Raw genomic sequence first — 23,110 nt, forward strand, 5'->3', positions numbered from 1 at the left:
TTATTCGGCTTTCCCTTCTTGAGATGTATCATCAATCGTTCTTAACACTTCCGGTCTTTTCTTGGCGAACACCCAAGGCTTAGTTAAAAGTGCCGACATCAGATCTCTTCTGGTTAGAGGAGAAATCGGCGTCAAATAGGGGATACCAAAGGACTCGAGTACGGACAGATAAACAGCAAGGCTTAACATGCCGACAAAAAAACCTACTAAGCCGAGAATGGATGAGAGGAGAAGTATATATAATCGGATGATGCTGACCGTCCCGCTTAAGGTTTGGTTTACGAGCGTAAATGTAGCGACTGCAGTTGTTGCGGCAACAACTAGCATAGTTGGTGATGTTAGACCTGCGCGAATAGCAGCATCTCCAATTATTAATCCACCTAAGACGGCAATCGTCTGACCAACAGCTTTGGGCAATCGAACGCCGGCTTCTCTGAACAATTCAAACATTCCCAGCATAAGTAAGATCTCCACGGGTGAAGAAAAAGGGAGACCAAATCTAGAATTGGTCACAGTTGCAAGTAACGGTAACGGGAGTTGATCCATGTTATAGGCGGTTAAGGCAACCCAAAAACCCGGCAAAAATATCGCTATGACTAATCCAAAAAGCCGAAGAATTCTCTCGAATATAACGAAATAGTACGGGAAGTACGAATCTTCCGGTGTCTTCAGTAACTGAAATAAATTACAGGGTGCAATGAGTGCCATGGGAGAACCATCAACGAGAATAATAAAGCGTCCCTTTAGTAAGCACTCTACGGCAAAATCAGGTCTTCCAATATAATCAACAAGCGGGAATAAAGATAGCGAGGAATCAGAAATTCCTTCTTCCAACTTTCCGCTGTTTAATAAAGCATCCACTTTCAGCCCATGTAATCTTGATTTCACTTCATTTATTACTTCAGGACGTACAATATCCGTAATGTATAGCAGTGAGACTTTGGTTTGACTACGAGTCCCAATAACGAACTGCTCATGATGTAATGACTCGGTTCGAAGTCTCTTACGAATCAGTGCAACGTTTGTACCTACATTCTCAGTGAATCCATCTTTCGCGCCTTTAAGAGAAACCTCGGTATTGGATTCTTCAGGCTGTCTATTCGGAATTTGGGCGATATCAATCATATAGACACCGTTTTGTAAAGGAAACACGAGGATCAATTTCCCAGTAAACACTTCTTTCACGATTTCAGAATGCTTATTCATTCGAGTCCAATCCATGGATTCATCCAGTTCGTTTGTGAGTTCATCCCAATCCGAGATCTTATCCAGCATCCGCTTTAAATTAGGGAGTACATGTTGTGTCATGACAACAGAATCGATCATTCCCTCGCAGTAAATGAGCAAGGCAGGAATTTGACGTTGCTCGTTATTTGCATACTCGGTAATCACGACGTCCGCAGAAGATTCAAACAGTGACCGTATCGTTTTTTCATCAATCGTTTCATTACCATTCCCGCTGCTTACCGGACTCGTATTCGAATTCATTTTTTTACGGAACATCTTGTTTCGTTTCATATGCATAATCACCTTTTTGTCTTGGCTTTAAATGCAGTTGCTAAGAAGATCGCTAAAGAGAGACTCAACAAAAATATAAGACATGCTAATGCATAGTTACCTAAAACGTATAACTCAATTTGTCTATCTATAGCGGGAGTCAAAGATAATACGGACAGGCTAGCGCCGAGCAAGCCTAGGAATAAAAGGCGACGTGATGAATTTTTAAAAGAAATACTGTCCGCGATGATAAATAGAAACAACGCAATTCGGATTACTGCACCCGCCAACCATTGATACAAGGCTAAAAAGTCGATATGAGTTATATACTTTGTAATGGTTACCAGCATCCACTGCTCAAAAGCGGGATAGCGGTACTGCTTCGCTAATACTGGGCCAAAATTAGCGATCGCCCCCATTAGCGGTCCTAGCGTAAGGCCAGCAAGCAATAAGCCCAGTAAAACGATGTGTAAGTAACTAATCTTACGACGTATATGATGTTGAAAAAAGATCAATACAATCATCTCCATAAATCCTCCACTTGCTACAATCATCGTCTTCATCGTGGGCATATATCCGTTAACGAATAGAGGGGTGAGCAAAGAGTAGTCTTTAAATTGAAGATTTGTTGTAGCTACGAAGTGACCTAGAATCCAAACCAAAGGTAGCAGAATACCGGAAACAATTGCGATCGAGCGTATTCCATTGAAAGCAATATAGACACATAGAATAACAATTACAATTGAAACGAATATTTTCGGAGTTTGTGGTAGATAGGTTACATTTATCCACGTGGTTGTTTCTCTCAGCATAATCATAGCCAGTAGAAAGAAATAGCATGTCGTTATGATTATAAAGATCCAGCCAATAATCGTTCCGAAACGCTCTTTAAACCAACTAAAGATCGATTGCTGGTTTGTGCGTTTCATGATCAAGTAAAAAATATACAGCCAGATGAGTTGTATGAAGCTTGTCAATATGACGCCCATCCATGCATCACGACCAGCTGTCTGAAGCAAAACAGGAATTAATATTACATGGTTAGTAATTCCTAAAGAAAGCAATAGTATAAAATAAGTGTCTAGAACAGATATCTTTTTGCTTCTCGGCATGGTGTTAATCTCCATATCAGGGAATACGTTCTTCATTTTCGATACATTGAGTATTCTCTATTTAACTCTTTTTATGTATTTGGACGATCTCTTGAGAGTGTCTACTCTGTCTAGACAGAAGAGATCGGTTATTGGTATGCTTATATTTTGAAGTCAGGGAAAGCTCTATAGAAGCGGGATTATTAATTAGTTAAAGGAAGATGGATATGTACGTTACCACCTTGCTACTCGGACTTATCATTTTTTTAAATATCATATTTGCGTTTGTAGTTATATTTCAGGAGAGAAGAGATATCGGTTCAACTTGGGCATGGTTGCTTGTATTACTGCTGATTCCCATTGCCGGGTTTGTGTTATATCTCTTTTTTGCCCAGAACTTCAGGCGTAAGCGGTTGTTTTATTGGGATGATATTAAGAAAAGAGGGCTTGATCGTGGACTGAAATTCCAAATGTCTCAATTTCGATCAGACCAGTTTCAATTCAAGAACAACATTTCAAGCCAGAATAAAGATCTTATCACCATGAACCTGCTACACAATCAAGCTGTTCTCAGTGAAGATAATCAGGTTGAGATCTTTACCGACGGTAAGAAGAAGTTCGCAGCTCTCTTCCAAGATATTGAGCAAGCTTCGGAGTTCATTCACATCCAGTACTATATTATTCAGAAGGATAATTTGGGCAAGCAATTGATGGATTTGCTTACGAAAAAGGCAAAAGAAGGTGTCAAAGTTCGGGTACTATATGATGAGCTCGGATCGAGAAGGATCAATAAAAAGTTCCTACAAGATCTGCGAGAAGCTGGCGGGAAAGTTGAAGCGTTCTTTCCATCTAAATACCGTCTCATTAATCTTCGTCTGAATTATCGCAATCATCGAAAGCTCGTCATTATTGACGGTAAGATTGGTTATATCGGCGGGTTTAATGTTGGGGATGAGTATCTTGGTCTAAGTCCCAAATTCGGTTATTGGCGGGATACACATTTGAGGATAGAGGGGGCAGCCGTATACTCGATCCAAACAAGGTTCATATTGGATTGGAATCTGGCCTCAGCTGATCACGATGTCGTCTACACTCCAAGCCTGTTTCCTCATTTACCATCCAAAGGCAATGTAGGTATTCAGATCGTATCCAGTGGACCCGATTCTGAATATGAGCATATCAAGAATGGTTATTTAAAAATGATCACCTCAGCGAGAAAATCAATCTATATTCAAACCCCTTATTTTATTCCGGATTCAAGTGTTCTTGATGCGCTTCGAGTGGCCTCGTTATCGGGTGTAGAAGTCAATGTAATGATCCCAGACAAACCAGATCATATGTTCGTGTACTGGGCAACATTATCCCATATTGGAGAGCTGTTAAAGGTTGGCGCTAAGGTGTATTTGTACAATAATGGATTTATCCATGGCAAAACAATCGTAATTGATGATGAGATATCCTCCGTCGGAACAGCGAACATTGATTTCAGAAGCTTTAAGCTCAACTTTGAGGTCAATGCGTTTATATACGATGAATGTATATCCCAGCACTTAAATGATAATTTCAGAAAAGATATTGAGGTATCCTCAGTGTTAACCCTAGAGGAATACCAGGAGCGTTCGCGGTGGATCCGTATTAAAGAATCGATATCACGTTTGTTGTCTCCGATCTTATAGTGGGATGACCTTTTAGAGAGAGACGAATTTGATGAAAGTGGTGGGGAGATGCTTTTTACACAGCAACAAATAAAGAGAGTTAGAGATCAAGCTCTTCAGATGGATCGGAATGGTCAAGTAACTGATGAAGTACTCCAACTTATTTATGATTATCGTTTGTTTCACCTATTTGTACCCAATGACTTGGAAGGACGAATGACTCCTTTACCGGAAGCAGTAAAGATATTTCAGGAATGCTCGCGTATTGACGGGAATTTGGGATGGCTGGTCACGATTGGTGCTGGGGGTGGATTCTTCGCATCTTTTATGACTCCTGAAGTAAGCCGGAATGTATATGCACACCGGACTGCGGTTATTGCAGGCAGCGGAACGCCTTCGGGTACAGCTCATCGTGTACCTGGTGGTTATAGGGTAGAAGGGAGCTGGAAGTACTGTAGTGGTTCAACACATGCTACAGCATTTACAGCGAATGCAATGATCCTTCCAGAGGATGGGGCACTCGTTTCGGAATCTGAAGAGAATCCTTCAATACGTTCTTTTATTCTCATGCCAGATCAAATACATATTGATTCCGATTGGAATGCCTTTGGACTGAAAGCAACTTCAAGTCATCGTATCACCGCCAAGGATGTATTTGTACCTGAAGAAATGACGTTTGACATTACAGATCAGAAGGCCTATGGCCATGAACTCATCTATGCTTATCCATTTTTGCCGTTCGCGCAAGCTTCTTTCGCCGCTGTTACTCTTGGAATTGCAGAGCATTTTTTGGAGGAAGCTGAAGCATTATTGAAGCAAAAACCTACACATCCCTATGTTACAAGTCAATTAATTAAGCTGCAGGAGACATTACGAGACAGTGAAAATGCCTTTCACTCATGCATAAGTCAGTCATGGAGTGTCTTGTTAGAGGAAGGGCAATTATCGCCTGAAGTAGAATCCAATGTATCTGCACTATGTATATCCACTGCACAAATATCTCTGCAGTGCGGTCAAGAAATGTTTCCGCTTCTCGGTTTATCAGCGGCAATGGAGAACAGTGCAGTCAATCGAACTTGGAGAGATCTTCAAACGTCATGTCAGCATGCACTGCTTAGAAGTTACTAAGTATTCTTAAACACTCGAAGAAATTAATCCACGTGAAAGAACTGCGAACAGCATCCCGCTGTTTGCAGTTCTTTTATGGATATAAAAACAAAGTATGAGTTCGGATAACATCTGATTTGTGATATTTAAACTTAGACATCATAAACAATCTTAAGTCTAGTAAGGGGTAATTAGAAATGAAATTAATACATAGCCCTCATATCCATTTGTTGAGATCGAATCATAATATGCTGTGGGCTTTTATCGGAATGTTAATCTCGAGACTTGGAGATGGTATATATTCGGTTGCTATTATTGCAACTGCATACAGTATAACCAAATCAGGATCAGGAACCGGCATTGTTCTAGCTTCATTTGCCATATCGAGTTTTATTTTTGGATCGATTTCAGGCGTCTTTTCAGACAAAACAAACCGTAAGTTTCTATTGGTTGTTTCTAGTTTTGTTTGCGGATGTATCATCGTATTCATGGCTCTATTATCTTTTTGGGGTCACTTAGAACTAATCTCGCTATCGGTTCTTTCATTTATACTAGGAGCAGCCACACAGTTTTTCGAGCCGACAGTTAATGCAATGATCCCTATGTTTGTGAAGAAAGAAGAGCTGACGACGGCTAACGGGGCAATTGGGATGACAGATAGTATAGGCTATCTTATTGGTCCGGCATTGGGTGGAGTTTTACTTACAGTTATGCGTATAGAATTTGTTCTTTTACTTAATGCTTGTTCATTTTTTGTAGCTGTACTAGCTGGTCTATTCCTAAAAATACCCGCGAATCAAAATCAATCAAGAGGAGCAACGAATCTGTTTCAGGATGCAATAGAAGGGTTCTCCTATGTTGGAAGAAACAAATATGTTCTCAAGTTATTTCTGATTAGTTCGCTATCTCTTCTAGCATATTCACCATTCTTCGTGCTGTTACCCGTGTATTTGGATAAGGAGATCCTACTAAGTTCAGACCAACAATCCGCGTTGATTGGTTTCATCTATTCTGCATTAGCATTAGGTCAATTCGTAGGGTATTGGATCGTGTCTTATCTAAAAATGAAAACTTATCAATATTTCATGTTAAGTAGTTTTATACAAGCGGTAGGTTTCGGCAGTCTAGCCATACTTCATCGAGATTATCTAATCATTATCTGTATATTTATAGCAGGCATATCTTTTGGCATTTCAGGGTCGGCATTTAATACCGCATTACAGAGCAAGACTCCAAATAATCTCTTAGGCAGGGTATATGGTGTTAATTATACTATTAGTGGGGTCATAACACCTCTTGGAAGAAGTGTTTCAGGTTTTATGAGTGATGTGTTCGGAAGTCGGTTGATTTTTGTCATGATGGGAGGCGTGTTCTTATCTTCATCTATATTAGCTCGCACACTTAAACGAACCAAACAGGATGGAAACAAGAACCACGCTCATAACAATGATGTCAATGTATAGAGTTCTTAGTTTATAGCGAAGAGCTTGTCCGATGAATCACTTTCAAAGCTTCCCGTTTACTTAAGTTAGACAGAGGATTCGACTCTACAAAATGAAGCACTGCTTCAGGATCGTATTTGCTGTATTGGCGAAGACTCCAACCGATCGCTTTTTGTATAAAGAACTCATTGGAGTCAGCAGTCATTTTAATATACGTAAATAGTCTGTTAATGTCCGTATCCTGTTTATATTTTAATTGAAATAGAATAGCCATACGCTGGAGCCAGAAATTATCCGAGCGAATCCATTCGTCTGCGATATAGCGCTGTTCGGGGAATTTTGCAAAATAATGCCCAGCATGATTAGAGGCGATATGGTCGACCGTATCCCACCAAGACTTTTCAACCGCCGTTTGTTCAATAAGCTTAATGTCATCCATATGGAACTTTCTCTTTCTCATATCCATGATCTGGAGAGCTGCATTTTGCAGTTCTCTTTCTTTCATGTTCCAGAGCTCTGTGATTACTTCTACAATCTGATCTTCACGAGGGAAACCATACTCATTGAGAAATCTCTTGGTTAGCTCTTTTCTTAATGGTGACTGAATGCCGAAGAACTCAAATTGATTCCGCATATAGGATTTCATTTTGCTAGCGGAACACTCGTTCGCATGCTCGTAAAAAAGGTTCCTTAACTGATTGAGGTCTTTAAGATTCATTAATTTCCTCCTAACACCTGTTTTTAACATTATTTAGGATGTTTTTAAGGTGCACGGTATTTATAAAAGTACTGTTTTTACGACTAGAGAACATTTGTTCTCATCTATGAGAAAAACACCATTAACAAAATCTCTTGTTCGTACTTCCGTTATTTATACCTAATATAATGTAATATCTCTAAGAATATTATAGCAACAACTATAAAAGCGACTGCAGCCAGTAAAGTCATCAGCATATCGCTGAGTAGTCCTCTTTGGTTTATACCTCTAAGCTTTTCCTTCATTTTTCTCTCAGAAACATCTTGCTGAATCTGATCTAAATTCTCGGGGCCTAACACCATATCGCAACACCCCTTGGGCTATGTTATAAGGAATATTTTAACACAATCTGTTATCCTGGGTTTGTATAATGATAAAGAACAAAAGACCCCGTCTAGAATGGGGTCTTAGTACTGTTTGTTAACGTTTAAGGTTGTTCCTTAGCTAGGCTGCTTAAATTGGCTGTTATATAGATCATAATAGAAGCCTCGTTTACTTAGAAGTTCGTCATGTGTACCACGTTCTGCAATGCCGCCTTGATTCATGACAAGGATCTGATCGGCTTCACGTATTGTGCTAAGACGGTGAGCGATGACAAAGCTGGTTCGGCCCTCCATAAGTTTCTTCATACCAGCTTGAATATGCATCTCGGTCCGTGTATCGATACTGCTCGTAGCCTCATCAAGAATAAGGATAAGAGGATCTGCAAGTACAGCACGTGCAATTGTTAGCAGTTGGCGTTGTCCTTGGCTTAGGTTACTACCACCGGAGGTGAGAGGTGTATCATAACCCTGCGGCAGCTTAATGATGAAATCATGCGCATTAGCAAGCTTTGCAGCAGCTTCAATCTCTTCATTCGAAGCATCAAGACGTCCGTAACGAATATTTTCCCGGATCGTGTCCGAGAACACATAGGCATCCTGAAGAACGATACCCAGCTTGCTGCGTAGAACATCCTTATCGAGTTGACTTATATCCAAGCCGTCAATCGAAATCATTCCAGCATCGATCTCATAGAAGCGTGTCAATAAATTGATAATGGTTGTTTTTCCAGCGCCTGTTGGGCCGACGAGAGCAATCGTTTGTCCGGGTCTTGCAGTAAGAGATACATCATTCAGAATAGGTACATCTTTCTTGTAGCTGAAGGATACCCGGTCGAATTGTACGCTGCCTCGCATATCACTGGTGTTTAGCGCGTTATTATTTCCTGTGTACTCTGACTCTGTATCAATCACTTCAAATACCCGCTCCGCACCGGCAACAGCAGACTGGATTAGATTGAACTGGTTCGCTAAATCGTTCAGCGGGCGCTGGAACTGCTTGGAGTAGTTCAGAAATGCTACAACCACACCGACGCTTGTCCATCCTTGGAATGACATATACCCACCTACAGCTGCCATTAAGGCGAAGCTTATATTGTTCAGTACGTTCATAACTGGCCCAACTGTTCCTGAGTAGATTTGAGCCTGAATGCTTGCATCGGTTAACTTCACATTTAATTTATCAAACTGTTCAGCGGTAAATTGTTCTCTGCGATACACCTGTACAACCTTTTGTCCAGAAACTGTTTCTTCTATAAAGCCGTTAAGTTCTCCTAGCTGTGACTGCTGTTTGGAAAAATGCTTTCGCGTACGACTAGCGACCATCTTGGTAAACAGCATGACTAGTGGAATGGTGACCATGCTCATTAACGTAAGCCATACATTCAGATATAACATGATGATTAGGGCACCAACCAACGATAGTACACTTGAGATGAGCTGCGTCACACTGGTGTTCAGCGTTCCTGATACATTCTCAATATCATTTGTGGTACGACTCATGAGCTCGCCATGCGTCTTCGTATCGAAGAATGGAAGAGGAAGAAGCTGAATCTTTGAAAAGATGTCGCGCCGCATTTCCTGAACCGAGAGTTGTGAAATCTTAACCATCATATGCTGCTGTAGCCATGCACTCAGAGTTGTACCCACATAAACTGCAAGAAGGCCCACACAAAGTCCCATTAAACCTTTATAGTCGCCTGGAATAATGTAATTATCTACCGCACTTCCGAGTAGATATGGGGCAGTAAGAGACAGAATCGTCGTGATCAAGGTGAATAACAATACCGCAAGCATGCCACTGCGGTGAGGTCCAATATATCCCCAAATCCTACGGATGGTTTGCACCGAGTTTTTCGGTTTAACTTTAACCGTCGTCATTCCTCGCATCGGGCCGCCGCCTCGCATGCTAAGATCTGGTGCCTCATTGTTGGCAGGTTTTCGCCCTGCTTCTAAATTAGCCATGAGAAGACACCTCCTTACCGAATTGAGACTCGTAAATATCTTGATACAGCTCACAAGTAGCGAGCAGTTCGAGATGTGTGCCTTCTGCCACCAACCGCCCCTTGTCTAGAACCAGAATTTTGTCTGCATCTATAACTGAGGAAATCCTCTGGGCAATGATAAAGCAGGTGCGGCCCTGCATGAGATGAGACAGCTCTTTCTGTAGTCTGGATTCGGTTCCCATGTCTATCGCACTCGTACTGTCATCAAGAATGAGAATGGAAGGGCGTACTAACAAGGCACGGGCGATAGAAATCCGCTGTTTTTGACCACCTGACAGGTTGATTCCCCGCTGCCCCAGCTGTGTTTCATAGCCTTCAGGCAACTTTATGATGAAATCATGAGCCTGAGCAGCTTTAGCAGCCGCCATGACCTCTTCATCGGTTGCATCAGGTTTACCGTAACAGATATTTTCGCGTATGGTACCTGAGAACAGAATCGTTTCCTGAAGTACAATCCCGATCAATCCACGGAGTGAGAAAAGATCGTAGTCCCGAACATCTGTTCGATCAATCAATATTCGTCCCTCGGTTACATCATATAAACGGGGAATTAGAGAAACCAGTGAGGATTTTCCCGCTCCGGTTGCGCCCATGATTGCTACGGTCTGACCAGGGTGTGCCGTAAAGCTCAAATCACGAATTACGGGTTGGAGTAATCCTGGTTGATAGGAGAATGAAACCTGATCAAAATTGATTTCACCCCGCAAGTGAACATTTTGCTTAGGATGAGCAGGGGACTTAATCTCAGCCTCTGTTGTCATCACCTCGTGAATACGATCTGCAGAAACTTTAGCTGTTGAGAATCTGACTAGCATCATCGCAACCGAAGATACCGAGAAGAGCACTTGGGTCACATAGTTAATGAACGCGATAAGACTTCCGACCTCAAAAGATCCATCAATGGCGTTTTTGCCGCCGAACCAGAGGACGGCTACAATGCTTACATTTAAAATCATTGTCAAAATAGGCATATTAATCGCCACGATACGTTGCGTTTTTACCGACACTTGAGTGAAATCTGTATTAGCTTTGTTAAAGCGTTTATTCTCATAATCTCTTCTTACAAATGCTTTGGCCACCCGAATGCCGGCAAAGTTTTCTTTCAAGACCGTGTTAACTTTATCGAGTTTATCTTGGATAACAGAGAACAATGGCAAGGTCGTCCGAATGAGAAGAAACATAACGACAAATAAGAGTGGAACAGACAATGCTAGAATAATTGCGAGCCGAGGGCTAATGATTACGGCCATCAGAATACTTCCGATTGCCAGGAAAGGTGATCGAATAAATACGCGAAGCAGCATCTGTACCATTGTCTGTAGCTGGACGATATCGTTGGTTAACCGAGTAATGAGAGAGCCTGTCGACAATTCATCCATATTGCGAAATGATAGGGATTGCACTTTACGGAACAGGTCACGGCGTAAATCCGCGCCAAACCGCTGGGAGGCAATAGATGAGAATACAGTACATCCAACACCACCGATGATTCCAATGAGTGCAGCAATAACCATGATTAGACCGACGCTTTTAATGTGCGAAATATCATTTTGCATCACGCCCTTATCAATAATGCTCGCCATTAGGATCGGCTGCAGCAAATCCATGGCGACCTCCAGCAGCATCAAGAGCGGTGCAAGTAAAGCTGCTCTCCAGTGGGGACGCAAATAACGAAATAACTTAAACAAGATTTCATAACACCTTCTTCTATAAAAATTAAGCTAACTACCAAGTTAATCCATGGCTCAGGGAAATGTCAAAGGCAAATCCCATTGTATCTTCATGGTAGCGTTGATTTACGACAACGTTTACAATAGGTATAATATGAATTATTTTACAAGTGAGGTGGGGGTATGGCAGTATATCGATGTATGAACCATCCCGATGAAAGGTCGGTTTCCCAATGCAGTCGATGCGGGAAGCCCGTTTGTGAGCGATGTTATGATCCGGAAACCGGACACTGTCGGACCCGCTGTGGTGAGATGGGTTACAACTCTTCGGGATCTGAACAGCCCAAAAACTTGTTTTGGACTTTTGTTGTATCCATTTTAGCCATCCTTGGCGGGCTTACGCTGCTACTGATGGCGATTTGTGGGGCCATGATATTTTCTTAATTTACGTGATATTGAAAAAGGAGTAGCCTATGGATTTCCCTGTGTATGTAAACCTGGGTTCTTGGCGAATTCATCCGCATGTATTGTTTGAATCGCTAGCCTATTTTTTGGGTTTCCGCGTGTATTTATGGACTCGGCGTCCAAGTGGCATGTCCAAACTAGTAAGTCTGCAAATTTTTGCTGGTATGATCGCAGGAGCAGCTATTGGTTCGAAGCTTTTGTTTTGGCTGGAGGACCCAGCCACCACGTGGGTTCATCTAAGCGAATTCCAACTGTTATGGGGCGGAAAAACAATAGTAGGAGGCCTGCTGGGAGGGCTAATTGGAGTTGAACTGACGAAGCGCTGGGTCGGGTGGAAGCAGTCTACCGGCGATGATTTTGTCTACCCATTGGTTCTTGGCCTGGTGCTAGGCCGGATCGGTTGCTTTTTAACAGGACTTGATGATCACACCTACGGTACACCAACAACCTGGATCACCGGTGTGGATTTTGGAGACGGATTATATCGCCATCCTACTCAGCTGTATGAAATTTTGTTTTTGATAGTATTTTCGTTGCTGCTAACACCTATATATCGTCAAAGTCGAGGCGGGTCTGCTCGAGAGGGCTATATCTCTGGCACGATGTTTCAATGGTTTATGGCCGGATACCTATTGTTCCGTCTAATGATTGAATGGATCAAACCAACACTTCATCCGTACTTTGGACTTAACAATATTCAGCTGGCGTGTATCGCTGGACTAATCTATTATGCATGGCTGATTGGTAATAGGAACAGAATTTCTATTTCACGTTCTCAACTTCCAAGCTGACAAAGGAGCGATATTATATGCCGAACCGGCCTTATCTATATCATGAATTGACGAACAGCATTTGCACGACATGTTACCGTAAAGTCGAAGCGAAGATCATTGAAGAGCATGGAAAGATTTATATGGTCAAAAGATGTCTTGTGCATGGACCAGAAAAAGTACTGATCTCTACTGAGGTTGATTACTACCACCAGACTCGGCGATTTATTAAGACTTCTGAAATGCCTCTGAAATGGAATACACCGATCCGTTACGGATGTCCTTACGATTGCGGGCTATGCCCAGATCATGAGCAGCATAGCTGTCTGACACTGCTGGAAATAACGGATCATTGTAATCTGCAGTGTCCGATATGCTTCGCGGAATCCTCTCCGCACCGTACATCTTATCGCTCGCTAGAGCAGATTGAATTTATGCTCGACCGAATTGTCGAGAACGAAGGGGAACCGGATATCGTACAGATCAGTGGGGGTGAGCCAACGACACACCCGGATTTCTTTGAGATTCTCGATATGTGTAAGAGCAGGCCAATTAAGCATATTATGGTCAACACGAATGGTATCCGAATAGCCCAGGACAAGGAATTCGCACAGAGGTTATCGGAGTATATGCCTGGATTTGAGATCTATTTGCAGTTTGACAGCTTTGAAGCTCATGTCCTTAAAGAGCTTAGGGGTGCAGATCTACGCCGTATTCGCCAGCAAGCGATCGAGCATCTGAATGAATTCAACATATCTACAACACTTGTCGTTACGCTGAAAAAAGGACTGAATGACGGAGAGATCGGTGATATCATCAATTATGGATTGCAGCAGAGAGCCGTGCGCGGTGTAACGATTCAGCCGATCCAGGCTGCAGGCCGGTTAGAAGGGTATGATCCATCGACAGACCGTCTTACGGTCAGTGAAGTGCGGCGGAGAATAATTGAGCAAACAGATGTATTCGAGGATGCGGACATATTGCCAGTGCCTTGTCATCCGGATTGCTTAGCTATGGGATATGCGCTTAAGCTGGGTGGAGAGGTCTTACCTCTAACGGGTATGATCGATCCTGAAATTTTACTCGAGGGAGATAGCAATACCATCGTATTCGAGCAGGATCCTGTCATACGTAGCAAAATGTTCGAGCTACTGTCCACAGGTCATTCACCGCAGTCCTCAGCACTTTCTCTAAAAAGCTTACTGTGCTGCCTACCGTTAGCTGCTGTACCGGAGCAAATAACATACGATAATGTATTTCGGGTTATCATTATGCAATTTCTCGACGCCCACAATTTTGATGTTCGTTCGGTTAAGAAATCTTGTGTACATATTGCTCATCCAGACGGCCGAATCATTCCATTTGATACGTACAATCTTTTTTACCGGGATGATAAAGAAGAGTTACTGAAAGAACGGAAAGAGGAGATTGCTACAGCCTGGGATCAATATGTTAATGAAAGATAATATGGAGATTTAAATATGTAGATAACAGAAAGAGACCGCCATCGAGCGGTCTTTTTTTTATTAATAGGGAATATCGTAAATTTGAACAGATGGAAGTGGTTATTGGTTGCACTTGTAGAATTCGATTGCGAATATATATCGTCCAAGGGAGGATTTTTCGTACATGAATGTAATAATTTTCACATGCTTGGATAGAATGAATGATAGGAGTTTATTGGAGTGAAATAATAAAATCGTAATAAAGATATTAGAGTAACTTATGAAAATGGGATAATACAAATTAGATACAAATTCAAAACAATATGATCAGATAAATCAAGAAGTACAAACAATTTAAAAAGATAAAGCTTTTATTATTAATGAACAACTGATTTGAGTGATATGATTAGTCAGGCTCAAATACATAAGGATCAGATCAGTTGCATTTATGAGTTCGATTTGATTTAAGAACAAAGTATTGATTCAAACAAAACAAAGAGAACTTAACTTTATAAGATATAAGAGAATCACAACACAATATGACAATATGTGACATTTAATTTAGTACAATGAAATTGAAGAAATTATGTAAAATATTATTGGATACTTGAAAACCCTTAATACTTTTACACAAAACTCGTATTTTGTACATATGTCTAGAAGGAACTGTGTTCAAGTCCATCTTATTTAAGAGCTGTTGTTAATTGACACAAAACTCCCCTTATTAATGACACAAAACTCCCCCTATTAGCTGCGGTATAGATAATAAGATCATTTATTTTGCCTAATTTCTCTATAATCAGATTAATGTTAATGCTTTTTTTCATTCACCAGGCTTGTTGTGTATCATTCCGCCGATCATGAGGGGAAATTTGTGTCACTACCCACTGGGTAACCGCCGTTTACAGGGGGGAATTTGTGTCATTCTCCTACCATGAGGGGAAATTTGTGTCATTCTCCCACCATGAGGGGAAATTTGTGTCACTGCTATTTTTCTAAGTCAAATCCCTTTTATGTTGATTCTAAAGGGTTTGAACTAACAATTTTACGCATTTTCTCTATATTAACCTTTGTATAAATCGTAGCCGTCTTAGGATCTGCATGTCCTAATAAATCCGCGATTGCTAATAAATCTGCTCCTTCACCTTCATTGTATAAGACTGTTGCGCACGTATGCCTTAATTTGTGAGGTGTAACTTTCTGATTATTTGCTTTTACTCCCGCTTCTCCAGCTATAGTCTCAATAATTAGTTCCACGGATCTTCTTGTTAATCGTTTTCCTTGTTTTTGAGAAATAAATAATGCAGATTCATTATGTCTATTGCGTTTTATAAGAATTTCTTGTCTAACAGGCTTATAAATTTTAAGAGCGCGTAAGATCTTGGGTGTCAATACGAGTTTTCTTTCTTTATTACCTTTACCAATAATTGTTAGATAACCATCATCTTCATTAAAATGTTCTAAATTAATGCTCACAAGTTCCGAGACCCTAAGCCCTAATAACAAAAAGAGTGTAGTAATTAATGAGTCTCTTTCACTGAAGTTACGTTTTGCGGCAAATTGTTCGAATTTTATAGCGTCTTGCAGTGTTAGGCTTTTGGGGAGACGATCTCCAAGTTTAGGGTTCTCTATGTACTGAGAAACATCGTACTGAAGATAGTGTTGTTTAACTGCCCATTTAAAGAACTGCTTTATTGCTGATATGATTCTAGCCCTTGTTGTAGCAGCATAAATTGTGCCCGCTTGTGGATGAATCTTATTTGTGTTCTTAATGACTTTGGGATGCCTTAATGTTCCTAAGTAAATTTGAATATCATTTGCTGAAATTTCATCTACATATGTAATGTTTTTTGTTTCTTTGAGCCAGGAGGAAAGTCTTAGGATTGCCTGATTGTAAATTTCAACAGTTCCCTTAGAATAGTTTCTGTTTACTTCTAGGTATACAGTGAAAGAATTCTAGAATAAGGAGTATTAGGAAATCAAAAAAAATGACGCAATCACAATTAGCGTCGAATCTTAACTTATCTCGGTCGTCTGTTAGTAATATTGAGAAAGGAATACATCATGTCCAAATTCATCTGTTATACAAAATTGCAGTTGCTCTAGATACAAATGTTCAAAATTTGTTGGTAGATGAAAGTTATTATTAGTTCTATCGTAGCGTTTTAATTCTAAAACCTGCATCTAATACAAGTGAGATATTCCAACCAGGTATTTTACTACATCAAATCACCTATTCCTATTGGCCGAAGACTACTATATCTTCATCCCAGAAAAACTGATACAGTTGCCCTAACAATTGCATATTTTTTATTTTGGTGTTCAATCACACTGAACTTCAATAACAATCTGATTTCCTTCGTGTCTTCAAAACTCATTATTATCTCTTACCGAAAGTAATCTTGATTTTAAATTATTAATCCCTTCGTAATATGCTTGTAGTACAACTTCATCCTTGAGTATCCCATTTATTTCAACGGCAGTAGCAACTTCCATCTCTTCTTTATTAAATAACACAATGAATTCGAGGTTAGATTCAATATATCCTATTGGACATTCCCACTCCCCATATTTAGCTGCATGTTCGAACCATTGGTGCTTTATCATTTGAGAGTTTGAAAAGATTTTATCGTTAAACTTCAACCCCTCAGCTGTTACTAATGCGAAACCAAACTTTACTCTTTCGTTTTTCATTTTCTTGCCTCCTATTAAACTCTATTAAAGTTCTCTATTAACTTGTAGTAGTATTATTATCACTTTCATCATATTTAATACATATATATATCATTTTAAATAATTGATACATATATACGTATGTTTTTAAAGTTTCTCTTTGTCTACACTTTTAATTAAGAGGTGTGGATAAATGTCTTCCATTTTAAAATTAGTAGGAGCAAAAGTTCGAGATATACGTAAACAAAAAGGTTGGTCTCAAGAATTACTTGGTGAAAAAGCAGGATTACACTTTTCATATATTGGCGGTCTTGAACGCGGGGAAAAGAACATTACCTTATTAAATCTGGAAAAAGTAGCGGTAGCTCTAGATGTACAAATTCATAATTTTTTCTCATATAGTAAGGATTTAAAGGGTTTTGATAATGATACACTTGTCAACGAAACATTAGAATTACTTTTGAAACTAAATAAATCTGATTTAAAAAAAGTAAATACAATAATTAAAGAATTTATATAACGAATAGCGCAGATTTCAGGGCCCCATATAATTTAATGCTTTATTATTAAAGATAGACGCTCTAGGTCATTCTTTCATCCCCTTATGGGGAGGTGTTATCTCCTCGTTACGGCCTCATTTCACTTTGGAGCGCAACCACACCTTCGGTGTGTAGCAGAATAAAAGGATAGCTGCCCAGACCGGTTCACAAAATATAGACCGGGTACAACATTACTTACTCCACGTCTTTAAGAGGTTTGCTTGTCATAAGATTAAGCTTTCCTAGACCCGTGGAAAAAGGTATATTAGAACGAATTCAGTTGTATTACGCTCTCCACCTTTTCTATTGATCAATCTGCCCCATTACCCCCTTTTGCAGGATGCTTGTTTGCTTTAAACTATCTCCTTCAATCTTTTCTTGTATCCATCCAGATCCAATCGAGCCTTATTTAGATCGAAACACATCTAGTGTTATACAAATTCCTAAAGGGTTCGAACTTAATTTTTTTGATACCAAATAACGCTTGCATCTGGAACCAAGGGTAACTCATTATTTTGATCAATACGATTCAAATTTATTTGTAGTATTTTTTCGTTACTAAGAACTATCTCCGAGAGCATATTAGTTATTAACTTGGCAGCTGTATACCGCTGAAGGTTTAAATAATATAAAGGTTTCATGTATTCAATAAAATTCTCGATATTGGCTGAATAATCACTAATTCTTAATCCAAACCGTTTGAGAGACATCCTGATTATACCTACAATAAAATCTAGAAAAGGAATCCCAATGTAATTATCTTTAAACATTTGCTCAACAACTTTTTCAAGTGAAGGTTTTATTTGATTAGTTTCAATTTGAAAGTAGTCTCCACGAAATGAAGTGTGTGTGCCTTTATTATCAGCGCTAAATCGTTCAGAAATAAAACACCTAAGAAATGAATCAATTATAACGGTAGTTAGGTCATAAACTTCATACGGCATTTTTGAAATTGAAATCGAAGCGTGTTTCATTGAGTGCTTGTTCGATATTATTTGCAGCACAATATTACACTTTTCCCCTTGTTGGCATATAGAATCGATTTTAAAAGGATTATTTAAAATTGTGTTACCACAAATGCAAGTGAATGGCGCCATATAGAAATCTTTTGATGCTCCTATGTATTTTAGTTCAGCTGAACATTTCTGACAGTTGCAATAAGTTGGTTCTCCATGGATAAAACAATGAGTATATCTTTGATGTTCATGGCTATGGTAACCCATCTCAGCACATTTTGAGCAATATTTTAATTGAGGTACATTATTTTTTCTGCTAAGTAGTGCTTTAAATACTTTGATATTAATATCAATATGGGTACAGATTTCTTCTTGTTGGGCTGTCTCCAATTGGACAATTTGATTAACGTTAATACAGTTAGCAAGCATAAATTTATGAAATATAGACCAATAAGACTCATATGGTCTCGCCCACCTTTTGTTCCAAGTAATCACGATACAAGTCATCTCCTTTTGTTTTTACTATTCGTTATTACCATTCCAGCAATTTATTATTATGGTAATGTCAATACCAACATACTCTACCTATAAAATAGGTGGCTATCGCAAAATTTGCTTCAAATATTTTTTTGAGGTATTTCCTTTCCACGACTTTATTTGTTTTCCCCAATATGATAGTCTGCATTCGGTCTACATCCTCCTGTATAACTTTTATTGAATATCATGTCGTCTCCCTTATGTAATAAAAGGAGCCGAGAAAATATCTCCCAGCTCCTACATCCTATTGTTTTACTCACCTGTTTCAGCAAACTTCTGAATACGTACACCAATTTGATCACGAACCTGCTGAAAAACAGCCTATTTCTCTTCGTCGGTACCCTGAGCATTAGCTGGATCATCAAATTCCAAATGCTCACGTCGAACATTCGGAGGTGTCGGACAACGATCAGCAGCATCACCACAAAGGGGTCACTACTTAAGCAGATTGATTCTATAATTCCGGATCAATGATATCCGATGTTTGGTTCGATATATCGATCCCCACCTCGTTCATTGCTTTGACCGCATTCGGGTTTAGTCCATGTGCTTCGATGCCGGCGCTGAAGACATTCCACTCATCTCCGAGATTTTTTGCTGACCATCCTTCAGCCATTTGGCTACGACATGAGTTGCCTGTGCATAAGAAGTAAAGTGTCTTTTTTTCCATAATTGTTCCTCTCCCTTATCTCTTTTAAAGTATGGTTAGCCAAATATATAATCCAAAAAGGTTATAATAATGAATTTCGCTTAATGATTATCTTTTACGACCATACTTTCCCGCCAATTCACTTCGATAGTCGTCCGCGATAGGATCGTTCATTTTAGCAATAGGAATTTTTCGTTCTCTTCGGGTAGCATAGGAGGATTGCTGCATGGCCAACAAATACTCGTCTTTTAATTCTACAGAAACGATGTCTTGCAAGGCTTCCATGAAATTTGTGGATGCAGTTAAAGAGGAAAGAGCGTTTAACCTGTGGACCCTTAAGATTGTGTAACATGAAGTACTTCGGATAAAGGTATAGAGATAACCTCGTTTTCTTCTGTATGTATTTTTACTCTGGCAGGATCTACTGATTCTTTTGGGAATCCAACATAGATTTTTTTATCAGTAGCTTTAATACTAACCTTTTGGTCTTTGCTAGCAATTCGCAATTCGGAAAGCATATAAAATCGCTCCTACATTTTATTTATTCAATATATCGGTATAAGGAGTCTAACGCTGAAGTGATTTTCCCCAAATCGTCTTCTACTCTTTATCAACTTGTAATTACATACTTCTAAAATAATAAAAATCCCTAAAGACATGGGATTTTATTAAGATTAATATGAATTATTATATGTTTTTTTTACAAGTATCATCAACAATTCTGACATTTTCGTTTCAATTATTATGACACTTTTCTCATTAATTATGACACCACATAAAACAGATCGTGAAGATATTCCTTATCTATGTTGGAATCTTTAGGGCCATCATAATATATTCATATTCAATTGGGTCCTACTTCCCGGCAAGTCTAATATCCTCATTAACCTTATAAATCCGTTCCTGTGCCTTCAATCAACAAATTCTCACCGGAGCCATTCTAAAGTAACTATTCACTTCTGTAAAATCCATTTTATAAAGGGGAATATTCAACTGAAAAGCTATATTACACAGACGTTCGATATGCAACGGGGCGCATTTTTCACCCGCGTAAATTTCTAATGGAACTGCCTTTATAAATGGCAAGCCAATAGAGGTATTACCTGCGGCACATCTAAACTCTTGTTCATACTGCCAGGCGCTTTCCTTAATATTCTGAAGAAATGCCGTTAAATACACCATTATTAAATCATCAATGACAATTTCTTTTTTTCCTTCACGTATCTGTTTATGTTTTTTCTTTAAAGCTTGATCAATAAAAGAAACCATGATGTGTGTAATATCAATTCGTTTGTCTAAATATTGTATTGGAAAAGTACAGGCACTCATTTCTGTATTACGCAATTCTCTCATATTGTATGAAACACAGAATCCTTGATGATTGTTTGAATAATGTGCCCACATAGGCATAGAATTGAATCCCACATTTGTAAGAGACGTTGCTCTAGAAGAGAACATTACTTCATCAAAAATGCGTCCCTCAAACTCACGCAACTCTTCAAATTGCAGCAATTCTTCATTTCGATAATAAAATGCTTTGTTATCAAAAGGATCATTAAAATCCTGGCTATTTGCTAAAAATATTTTTTCATCAGATAATGTTGTTAGTTTCATGTCATTTAGATTCTCATCATCATTGAGGCTATAATATTTATATAACTTATCCGGAATATGTAATCTTGTTATTTTATAAATTGTCTGGAACACTTCATTTTTATTCGTAGAGGCAATTAATAATTTAACAGCTTTAATATAATCCATAGGATTAGAAAGCCGATATTCTTCAAGCTCAGATTGATTAAAATTCACTTTAACACCTCAAGTCCATTTCTATTTAAAAAGTATTGGAAGCTCTCCCTAGCATATTCAAGAATAATAACATGTTCGAAGACCATTTAATGGATCATATACTAATTTTGGAGTATCGTGCTTAACTATCTCTTCAGGCGACAGGTTATCTTCTATTTTGAACCCGCAGTTTTTAATGTCACCAATTTTTAATTTTTCCTTTATAGAATCGAAAAAGTGAGCAGGTATCTGTTGTATGGGAACATCACAATGAAAAATCGTTGGTTGTCCTTTTTCCTTTAATTTGTCTAGACAGTATAATTCAGCTGCCATGTTGGTTATAAACTCACTTCCATAGATTAAATAGTGTCCTGAATATTTAATTAATTCTTGTCGTAATAGAGAAAACCAAACACTTCTATGTACAATATCGAATTCTTTCCAATGCTCATTAAACACTCTTAACACAGTTTCGCTCGAAGTCCTATCGTCTATAAGTAGTTCAAGTGCTTGTTTCTTGGCAAAATTCTTGTTAATAGGTAAAATTCCATACTTATAATAATTCTCCACATTTTTAGTTGAACAACCATGATATGCCCTGATGTGAGTGTAATTTTTCTCTAAATCGATAATGGATTCATTACTCTCAATAAACTTACTACAGAGCAATACTTTCTTATCCATTTCTATAACCTCCTCACAGCAGCTTTTCATTTCTCAACTCGTTCCTATCTTCTTATTCATTCCATTTCGCTTCGTAAATTTCACTATATGCTACTTTAACAGACGATGTTAAGATACCTGAGTTTGATCAAGCTCTTCTTCGTGATCCTCAATTCCCATCATCATTTTAAAATGCGCATGGTAATTAGTTAGCGTTATAGCTTTTGTTAGGAGAATTATATCCTTTGGCAGCCGGTATAAGCATATTGTATGATCTCGGTATAAGAACCTCAGCTGGATAAAGAAGCATTCTTTTCTCAAGGACTATCACCTGCCCCAATTACAACTGAGTAAGTTCCTTTATCGTCGTGCTTCAAGATGATGATAAAGGTACCAGGCTTGGATTCGGGATCGAGAGTAGCATTAAAGTCATAATATCCTTTTAGTCGTTCAGCAAGGAGTTTGCTCTCATATTGAATGACATCTCGGCCCTCGTCAACCGTATATTGCTTGACCTTGACCGCGTCACTGGTGATGATAGAAGAAGCCTCTTGTAGTGCTTCCTCTGCAGAGCGCCGTGGTGAATCCGTTGCTTCAAACGACAAGGTCAGGTTGTTGGCTGTGTTCTTTTCGTCAAGTCATCTTCTGCATATATTACGAGAAGAGTATTATTCTGATATGAGCTAATACCAGCGTCTTCTTCATTCTCGTCTGCTCCCCGCAACTGTTCGATAGCTTCTTTGGTATCGCCAAGACCTCCTGTTTTGGTGATTAAGGGGTCTACTGTCACGGCTTTTTCATCCGATGGTTTTTTAGTGTCTGTCTCTGTTTTAGTTTCTATTGTTATATCAGTCTCAGCAGCCTCGTTCTTTACAGCTTTCTCCGCTCTTTCCACCTCTGTATTCTCATTGGCAGACTCGCCGCAGCCGATGACGCCTAAAGACAAAGCAATAAGACCTACTATGACAAACATTTTCTTATCTGTGCGCATGATCTATCCTCCAGTATTAATTAATGACTATTCTTCTTCCTAATACTTAGACATACTAACAAACCATCTCCGTTATCGGAGTCAAAGTC

General features: G+C 39.2%; 22 protein-coding genes and 2 pseudogenes. 8 read left to right on the top strand and 16 right to left on the bottom strand.

Annotated elements, in window-relative coordinates; all coding sequences use genetic code 11:
• Nucleotides 1-1,518 (bottom strand): spore germination protein, encoded by a 1,518-nt coding sequence (locus tag ACFQV5_RS15390; protein WP_379248222.1) that lies wholly within the window; start codon nucleotides 1,516-1,518, stop codon nucleotides 1-3.
• An 8-nt stretch (nucleotides 1,519-1,526) separates the two neighbouring features.
• A complete protein-coding gene (locus ACFQV5_RS15395) occupies nucleotides 1,527-2,609 on the bottom strand; it encodes an endospore germination permease (RefSeq protein WP_379248223.1) in 1,083 nt (360 codons plus the stop codon).
• Nucleotides 2,610-2,815: 206 nt separating this feature from the next.
• Between ACFQV5_RS15395 and cls the strand changes: the two genes are divergently transcribed.
• The 3 genes from cls (at nucleotide 2,816) to ACFQV5_RS15410 (ending at nucleotide 6,813) form a co-directional block, all read left to right on the top strand.
• Complete coding sequence (gene cls / locus ACFQV5_RS15400) at nucleotides 2,816-4,264, top strand: cardiolipin synthase (protein WP_379248287.1); 1,449 nt, start codon at nucleotides 2,816-2,818, stop codon at nucleotides 4,262-4,264.
• Nucleotides 4,265-4,312: 48 nt separating this feature from the next.
• On the top strand, nucleotides 4,313-5,371 hold the full coding sequence (locus ACFQV5_RS15405; protein WP_379248224.1) for an acyl-CoA dehydrogenase family protein: 1,059 nt from the start codon (nucleotides 4,313-4,315) through the stop codon (nucleotides 5,369-5,371).
• 176 nt (nucleotides 5,372-5,547) lie between these two features.
• Nucleotides 5,548-6,813, top strand: coding sequence for an MFS transporter (locus tag ACFQV5_RS15410; RefSeq protein ID WP_379248225.1), 1,266 nt, complete (start codon nucleotides 5,548-5,550; stop codon nucleotides 6,811-6,813).
• 10 nt (nucleotides 6,814-6,823) lie between these two features.
• On the opposite strand, the gene ACFQV5_RS15415 is transcribed toward ACFQV5_RS15410, so the two are convergent.
• From ACFQV5_RS15415 to ACFQV5_RS15425, 3 genes are all read right to left on the bottom strand, one after another.
• Nucleotides 6,824-7,510 (bottom strand): DNA alkylation repair protein, encoded by a 687-nt coding sequence (locus tag ACFQV5_RS15415; protein WP_379248226.1) that lies wholly within the window; start codon nucleotides 7,508-7,510, stop codon nucleotides 6,824-6,826.
• A gap of 479 nt (nucleotides 7,511-7,989) precedes the next feature.
• On the bottom strand, nucleotides 7,990-9,834 hold the full coding sequence (locus ACFQV5_RS15420) for an ABC transporter ATP-binding protein (protein ID WP_379248227.1): 1,845 nt from the start codon (nucleotides 9,832-9,834) through the stop codon (nucleotides 7,990-7,992).
• Nucleotides 9,827-11,563 (bottom strand): ABC transporter ATP-binding protein, encoded by a 1,737-nt coding sequence (locus tag ACFQV5_RS15425; protein ID WP_379248228.1) that lies wholly within the window; start codon nucleotides 11,561-11,563, stop codon nucleotides 9,827-9,829. The genes ACFQV5_RS15420 and ACFQV5_RS15425 overlap by 8 nt, the downstream gene beginning before the upstream one ends.
• Before the next feature lie 196 nt (nucleotides 11,564-11,759).
• On the opposite strand from ACFQV5_RS15425, the gene ACFQV5_RS15430 reads away from it, so the two are divergent.
• The 3 genes from ACFQV5_RS15430 to ACFQV5_RS15440 all read left to right on the top strand — a co-directional run bounded on the left by ACFQV5_RS15430 (nucleotide 11,760) and on the right by ACFQV5_RS15440 (nucleotide 14,246).
• Nucleotides 11,760-11,927, top strand: coding sequence for a hypothetical protein (locus tag ACFQV5_RS15430; protein ID WP_379248229.1), 168 nt, complete (start codon nucleotides 11,760-11,762; stop codon nucleotides 11,925-11,927).
• Between the two features lie 91 nt (nucleotides 11,928-12,018).
• The gene (locus ACFQV5_RS15435) at nucleotides 12,019-12,801 is read left to right on the top strand and encodes a prolipoprotein diacylglyceryl transferase (RefSeq protein WP_379248230.1); all 783 of its coding nucleotides are present in this window, start codon (nucleotides 12,019-12,021) and stop codon (nucleotides 12,799-12,801) included.
• Between the two features lie 17 nt (nucleotides 12,802-12,818).
• Nucleotides 12,819-14,246 carry a radical SAM protein gene (locus ACFQV5_RS15440; RefSeq protein ID WP_379248231.1) on the top strand — a complete coding sequence of 476 codons (1,428 nt, stop codon included), beginning with the start codon at nucleotides 12,819-12,821 and terminating at the stop codon, nucleotides 14,244-14,246.
• Nucleotides 14,247-15,236: 990 nt separating this feature from the next.
• Here the strand turns inward: ACFQV5_RS15440 and ACFQV5_RS15445 are convergent.
• Together ACFQV5_RS15445 and ACFQV5_RS15450 are read right to left on the bottom strand one after the other, a co-directional pair.
• Entirely contained in the window at nucleotides 15,237-15,920 is a 684-nt protein-coding gene (locus ACFQV5_RS15445) for a tyrosine-type recombinase/integrase (RefSeq protein WP_379248288.1), read from the bottom strand.
• Nucleotides 15,894-16,166: pseudogene (locus ACFQV5_RS15450) on the bottom strand (site-specific integrase); the annotation flags it as partial. The pseudogene ACFQV5_RS15450 and the gene ACFQV5_RS15445, both read right to left, overlap by 27 nt.
• A gap of 29 nt (nucleotides 16,167-16,195) precedes the next feature.
• On the opposite strand from ACFQV5_RS15450, the gene ACFQV5_RS15455 reads away from it, so the two are divergent.
• The gene (locus ACFQV5_RS15455) at nucleotides 16,196-16,375 is read left to right on the top strand and encodes a helix-turn-helix domain-containing protein (RefSeq protein WP_379248289.1); all 180 of its coding nucleotides are present in this window, start codon (nucleotides 16,196-16,198) and stop codon (nucleotides 16,373-16,375) included.
• 217 nt (nucleotides 16,376-16,592) lie between these two features.
• Here ACFQV5_RS15455 and ACFQV5_RS15460 read toward each other — a convergent pair whose 3' ends face one another.
• The gene (locus ACFQV5_RS15460; RefSeq protein WP_379248232.1) at nucleotides 16,593-16,919 is read right to left on the bottom strand and encodes a hypothetical protein; all 327 of its coding nucleotides are present in this window, start codon (nucleotides 16,917-16,919) and stop codon (nucleotides 16,593-16,595) included.
• Between the two features lie 172 nt (nucleotides 16,920-17,091).
• On the opposite strand from ACFQV5_RS15460, the gene ACFQV5_RS15465 reads away from it, so the two are divergent.
• Nucleotides 17,092-17,418, top strand: coding sequence for a helix-turn-helix domain-containing protein (locus ACFQV5_RS15465; protein ID WP_379248233.1), 327 nt, complete (start codon nucleotides 17,092-17,094; stop codon nucleotides 17,416-17,418).
• Between the two features lie 477 nt (nucleotides 17,419-17,895).
• On the opposite strand, the gene ACFQV5_RS15470 is transcribed toward ACFQV5_RS15465, so the two are convergent.
• From ACFQV5_RS15470 to ACFQV5_RS15505, 8 genes and pseudogenes are all read right to left on the bottom strand, one after another.
• Complete coding sequence (locus ACFQV5_RS15470) at nucleotides 17,896-18,888, bottom strand: hypothetical protein (RefSeq protein ID WP_379248234.1); 993 nt, start codon at nucleotides 18,886-18,888, stop codon at nucleotides 17,896-17,898.
• 294 nt (nucleotides 18,889-19,182) lie between these two features.
• A pseudogene (gene arsC / locus ACFQV5_RS15475) lies at nucleotides 19,183-19,600 on the bottom strand (arsenate reductase (thioredoxin)).
• Between the two features lie 87 nt (nucleotides 19,601-19,687).
• Complete coding sequence (locus ACFQV5_RS15480; protein WP_379248235.1) at nucleotides 19,688-19,864, bottom strand: hypothetical protein; 177 nt, start codon at nucleotides 19,862-19,864, stop codon at nucleotides 19,688-19,690.
• Between the two features lie 50 nt (nucleotides 19,865-19,914).
• Nucleotides 19,915-20,097, bottom strand: a complete 183-nt coding sequence (locus tag ACFQV5_RS15485; RefSeq protein WP_379248236.1) for a hypothetical protein — start codon at nucleotides 20,095-20,097, stop codon at nucleotides 19,915-19,917.
• Nucleotides 20,098-20,494: 397 nt separating this feature from the next.
• Nucleotides 20,495-21,388, bottom strand: coding sequence for a DUF2971 domain-containing protein (locus tag ACFQV5_RS15490; protein ID WP_379248237.1), 894 nt, complete (start codon nucleotides 21,386-21,388; stop codon nucleotides 20,495-20,497).
• A gap of 57 nt (nucleotides 21,389-21,445) precedes the next feature.
• Complete coding sequence (locus ACFQV5_RS15495) at nucleotides 21,446-22,051, bottom strand: hypothetical protein (protein ID WP_379248238.1); 606 nt, start codon at nucleotides 22,049-22,051, stop codon at nucleotides 21,446-21,448.
• Nucleotides 22,052-22,347: 296 nt separating this feature from the next.
• Entirely contained in the window at nucleotides 22,348-22,635 is a 288-nt protein-coding gene (locus tag ACFQV5_RS15500; protein ID WP_379248239.1) for a hypothetical protein, read from the bottom strand.
• A gap of 2 nt (nucleotides 22,636-22,637) precedes the next feature.
• Nucleotides 22,638-23,021 (bottom strand): hypothetical protein, encoded by a 384-nt coding sequence (locus tag ACFQV5_RS15505; protein ID WP_379248240.1) that lies wholly within the window; start codon nucleotides 23,019-23,021, stop codon nucleotides 22,638-22,640.
• Between the last annotated feature and the right edge of the window lie 89 nt (nucleotides 23,022-23,110).

The organism is Paenibacillus sp. GCM10028914 (genome assembly GCF_042666275.1).
Lineage (GTDB): Bacteria > Bacillota > Bacilli > Paenibacillales > Paenibacillaceae > Paenibacillus_AQ.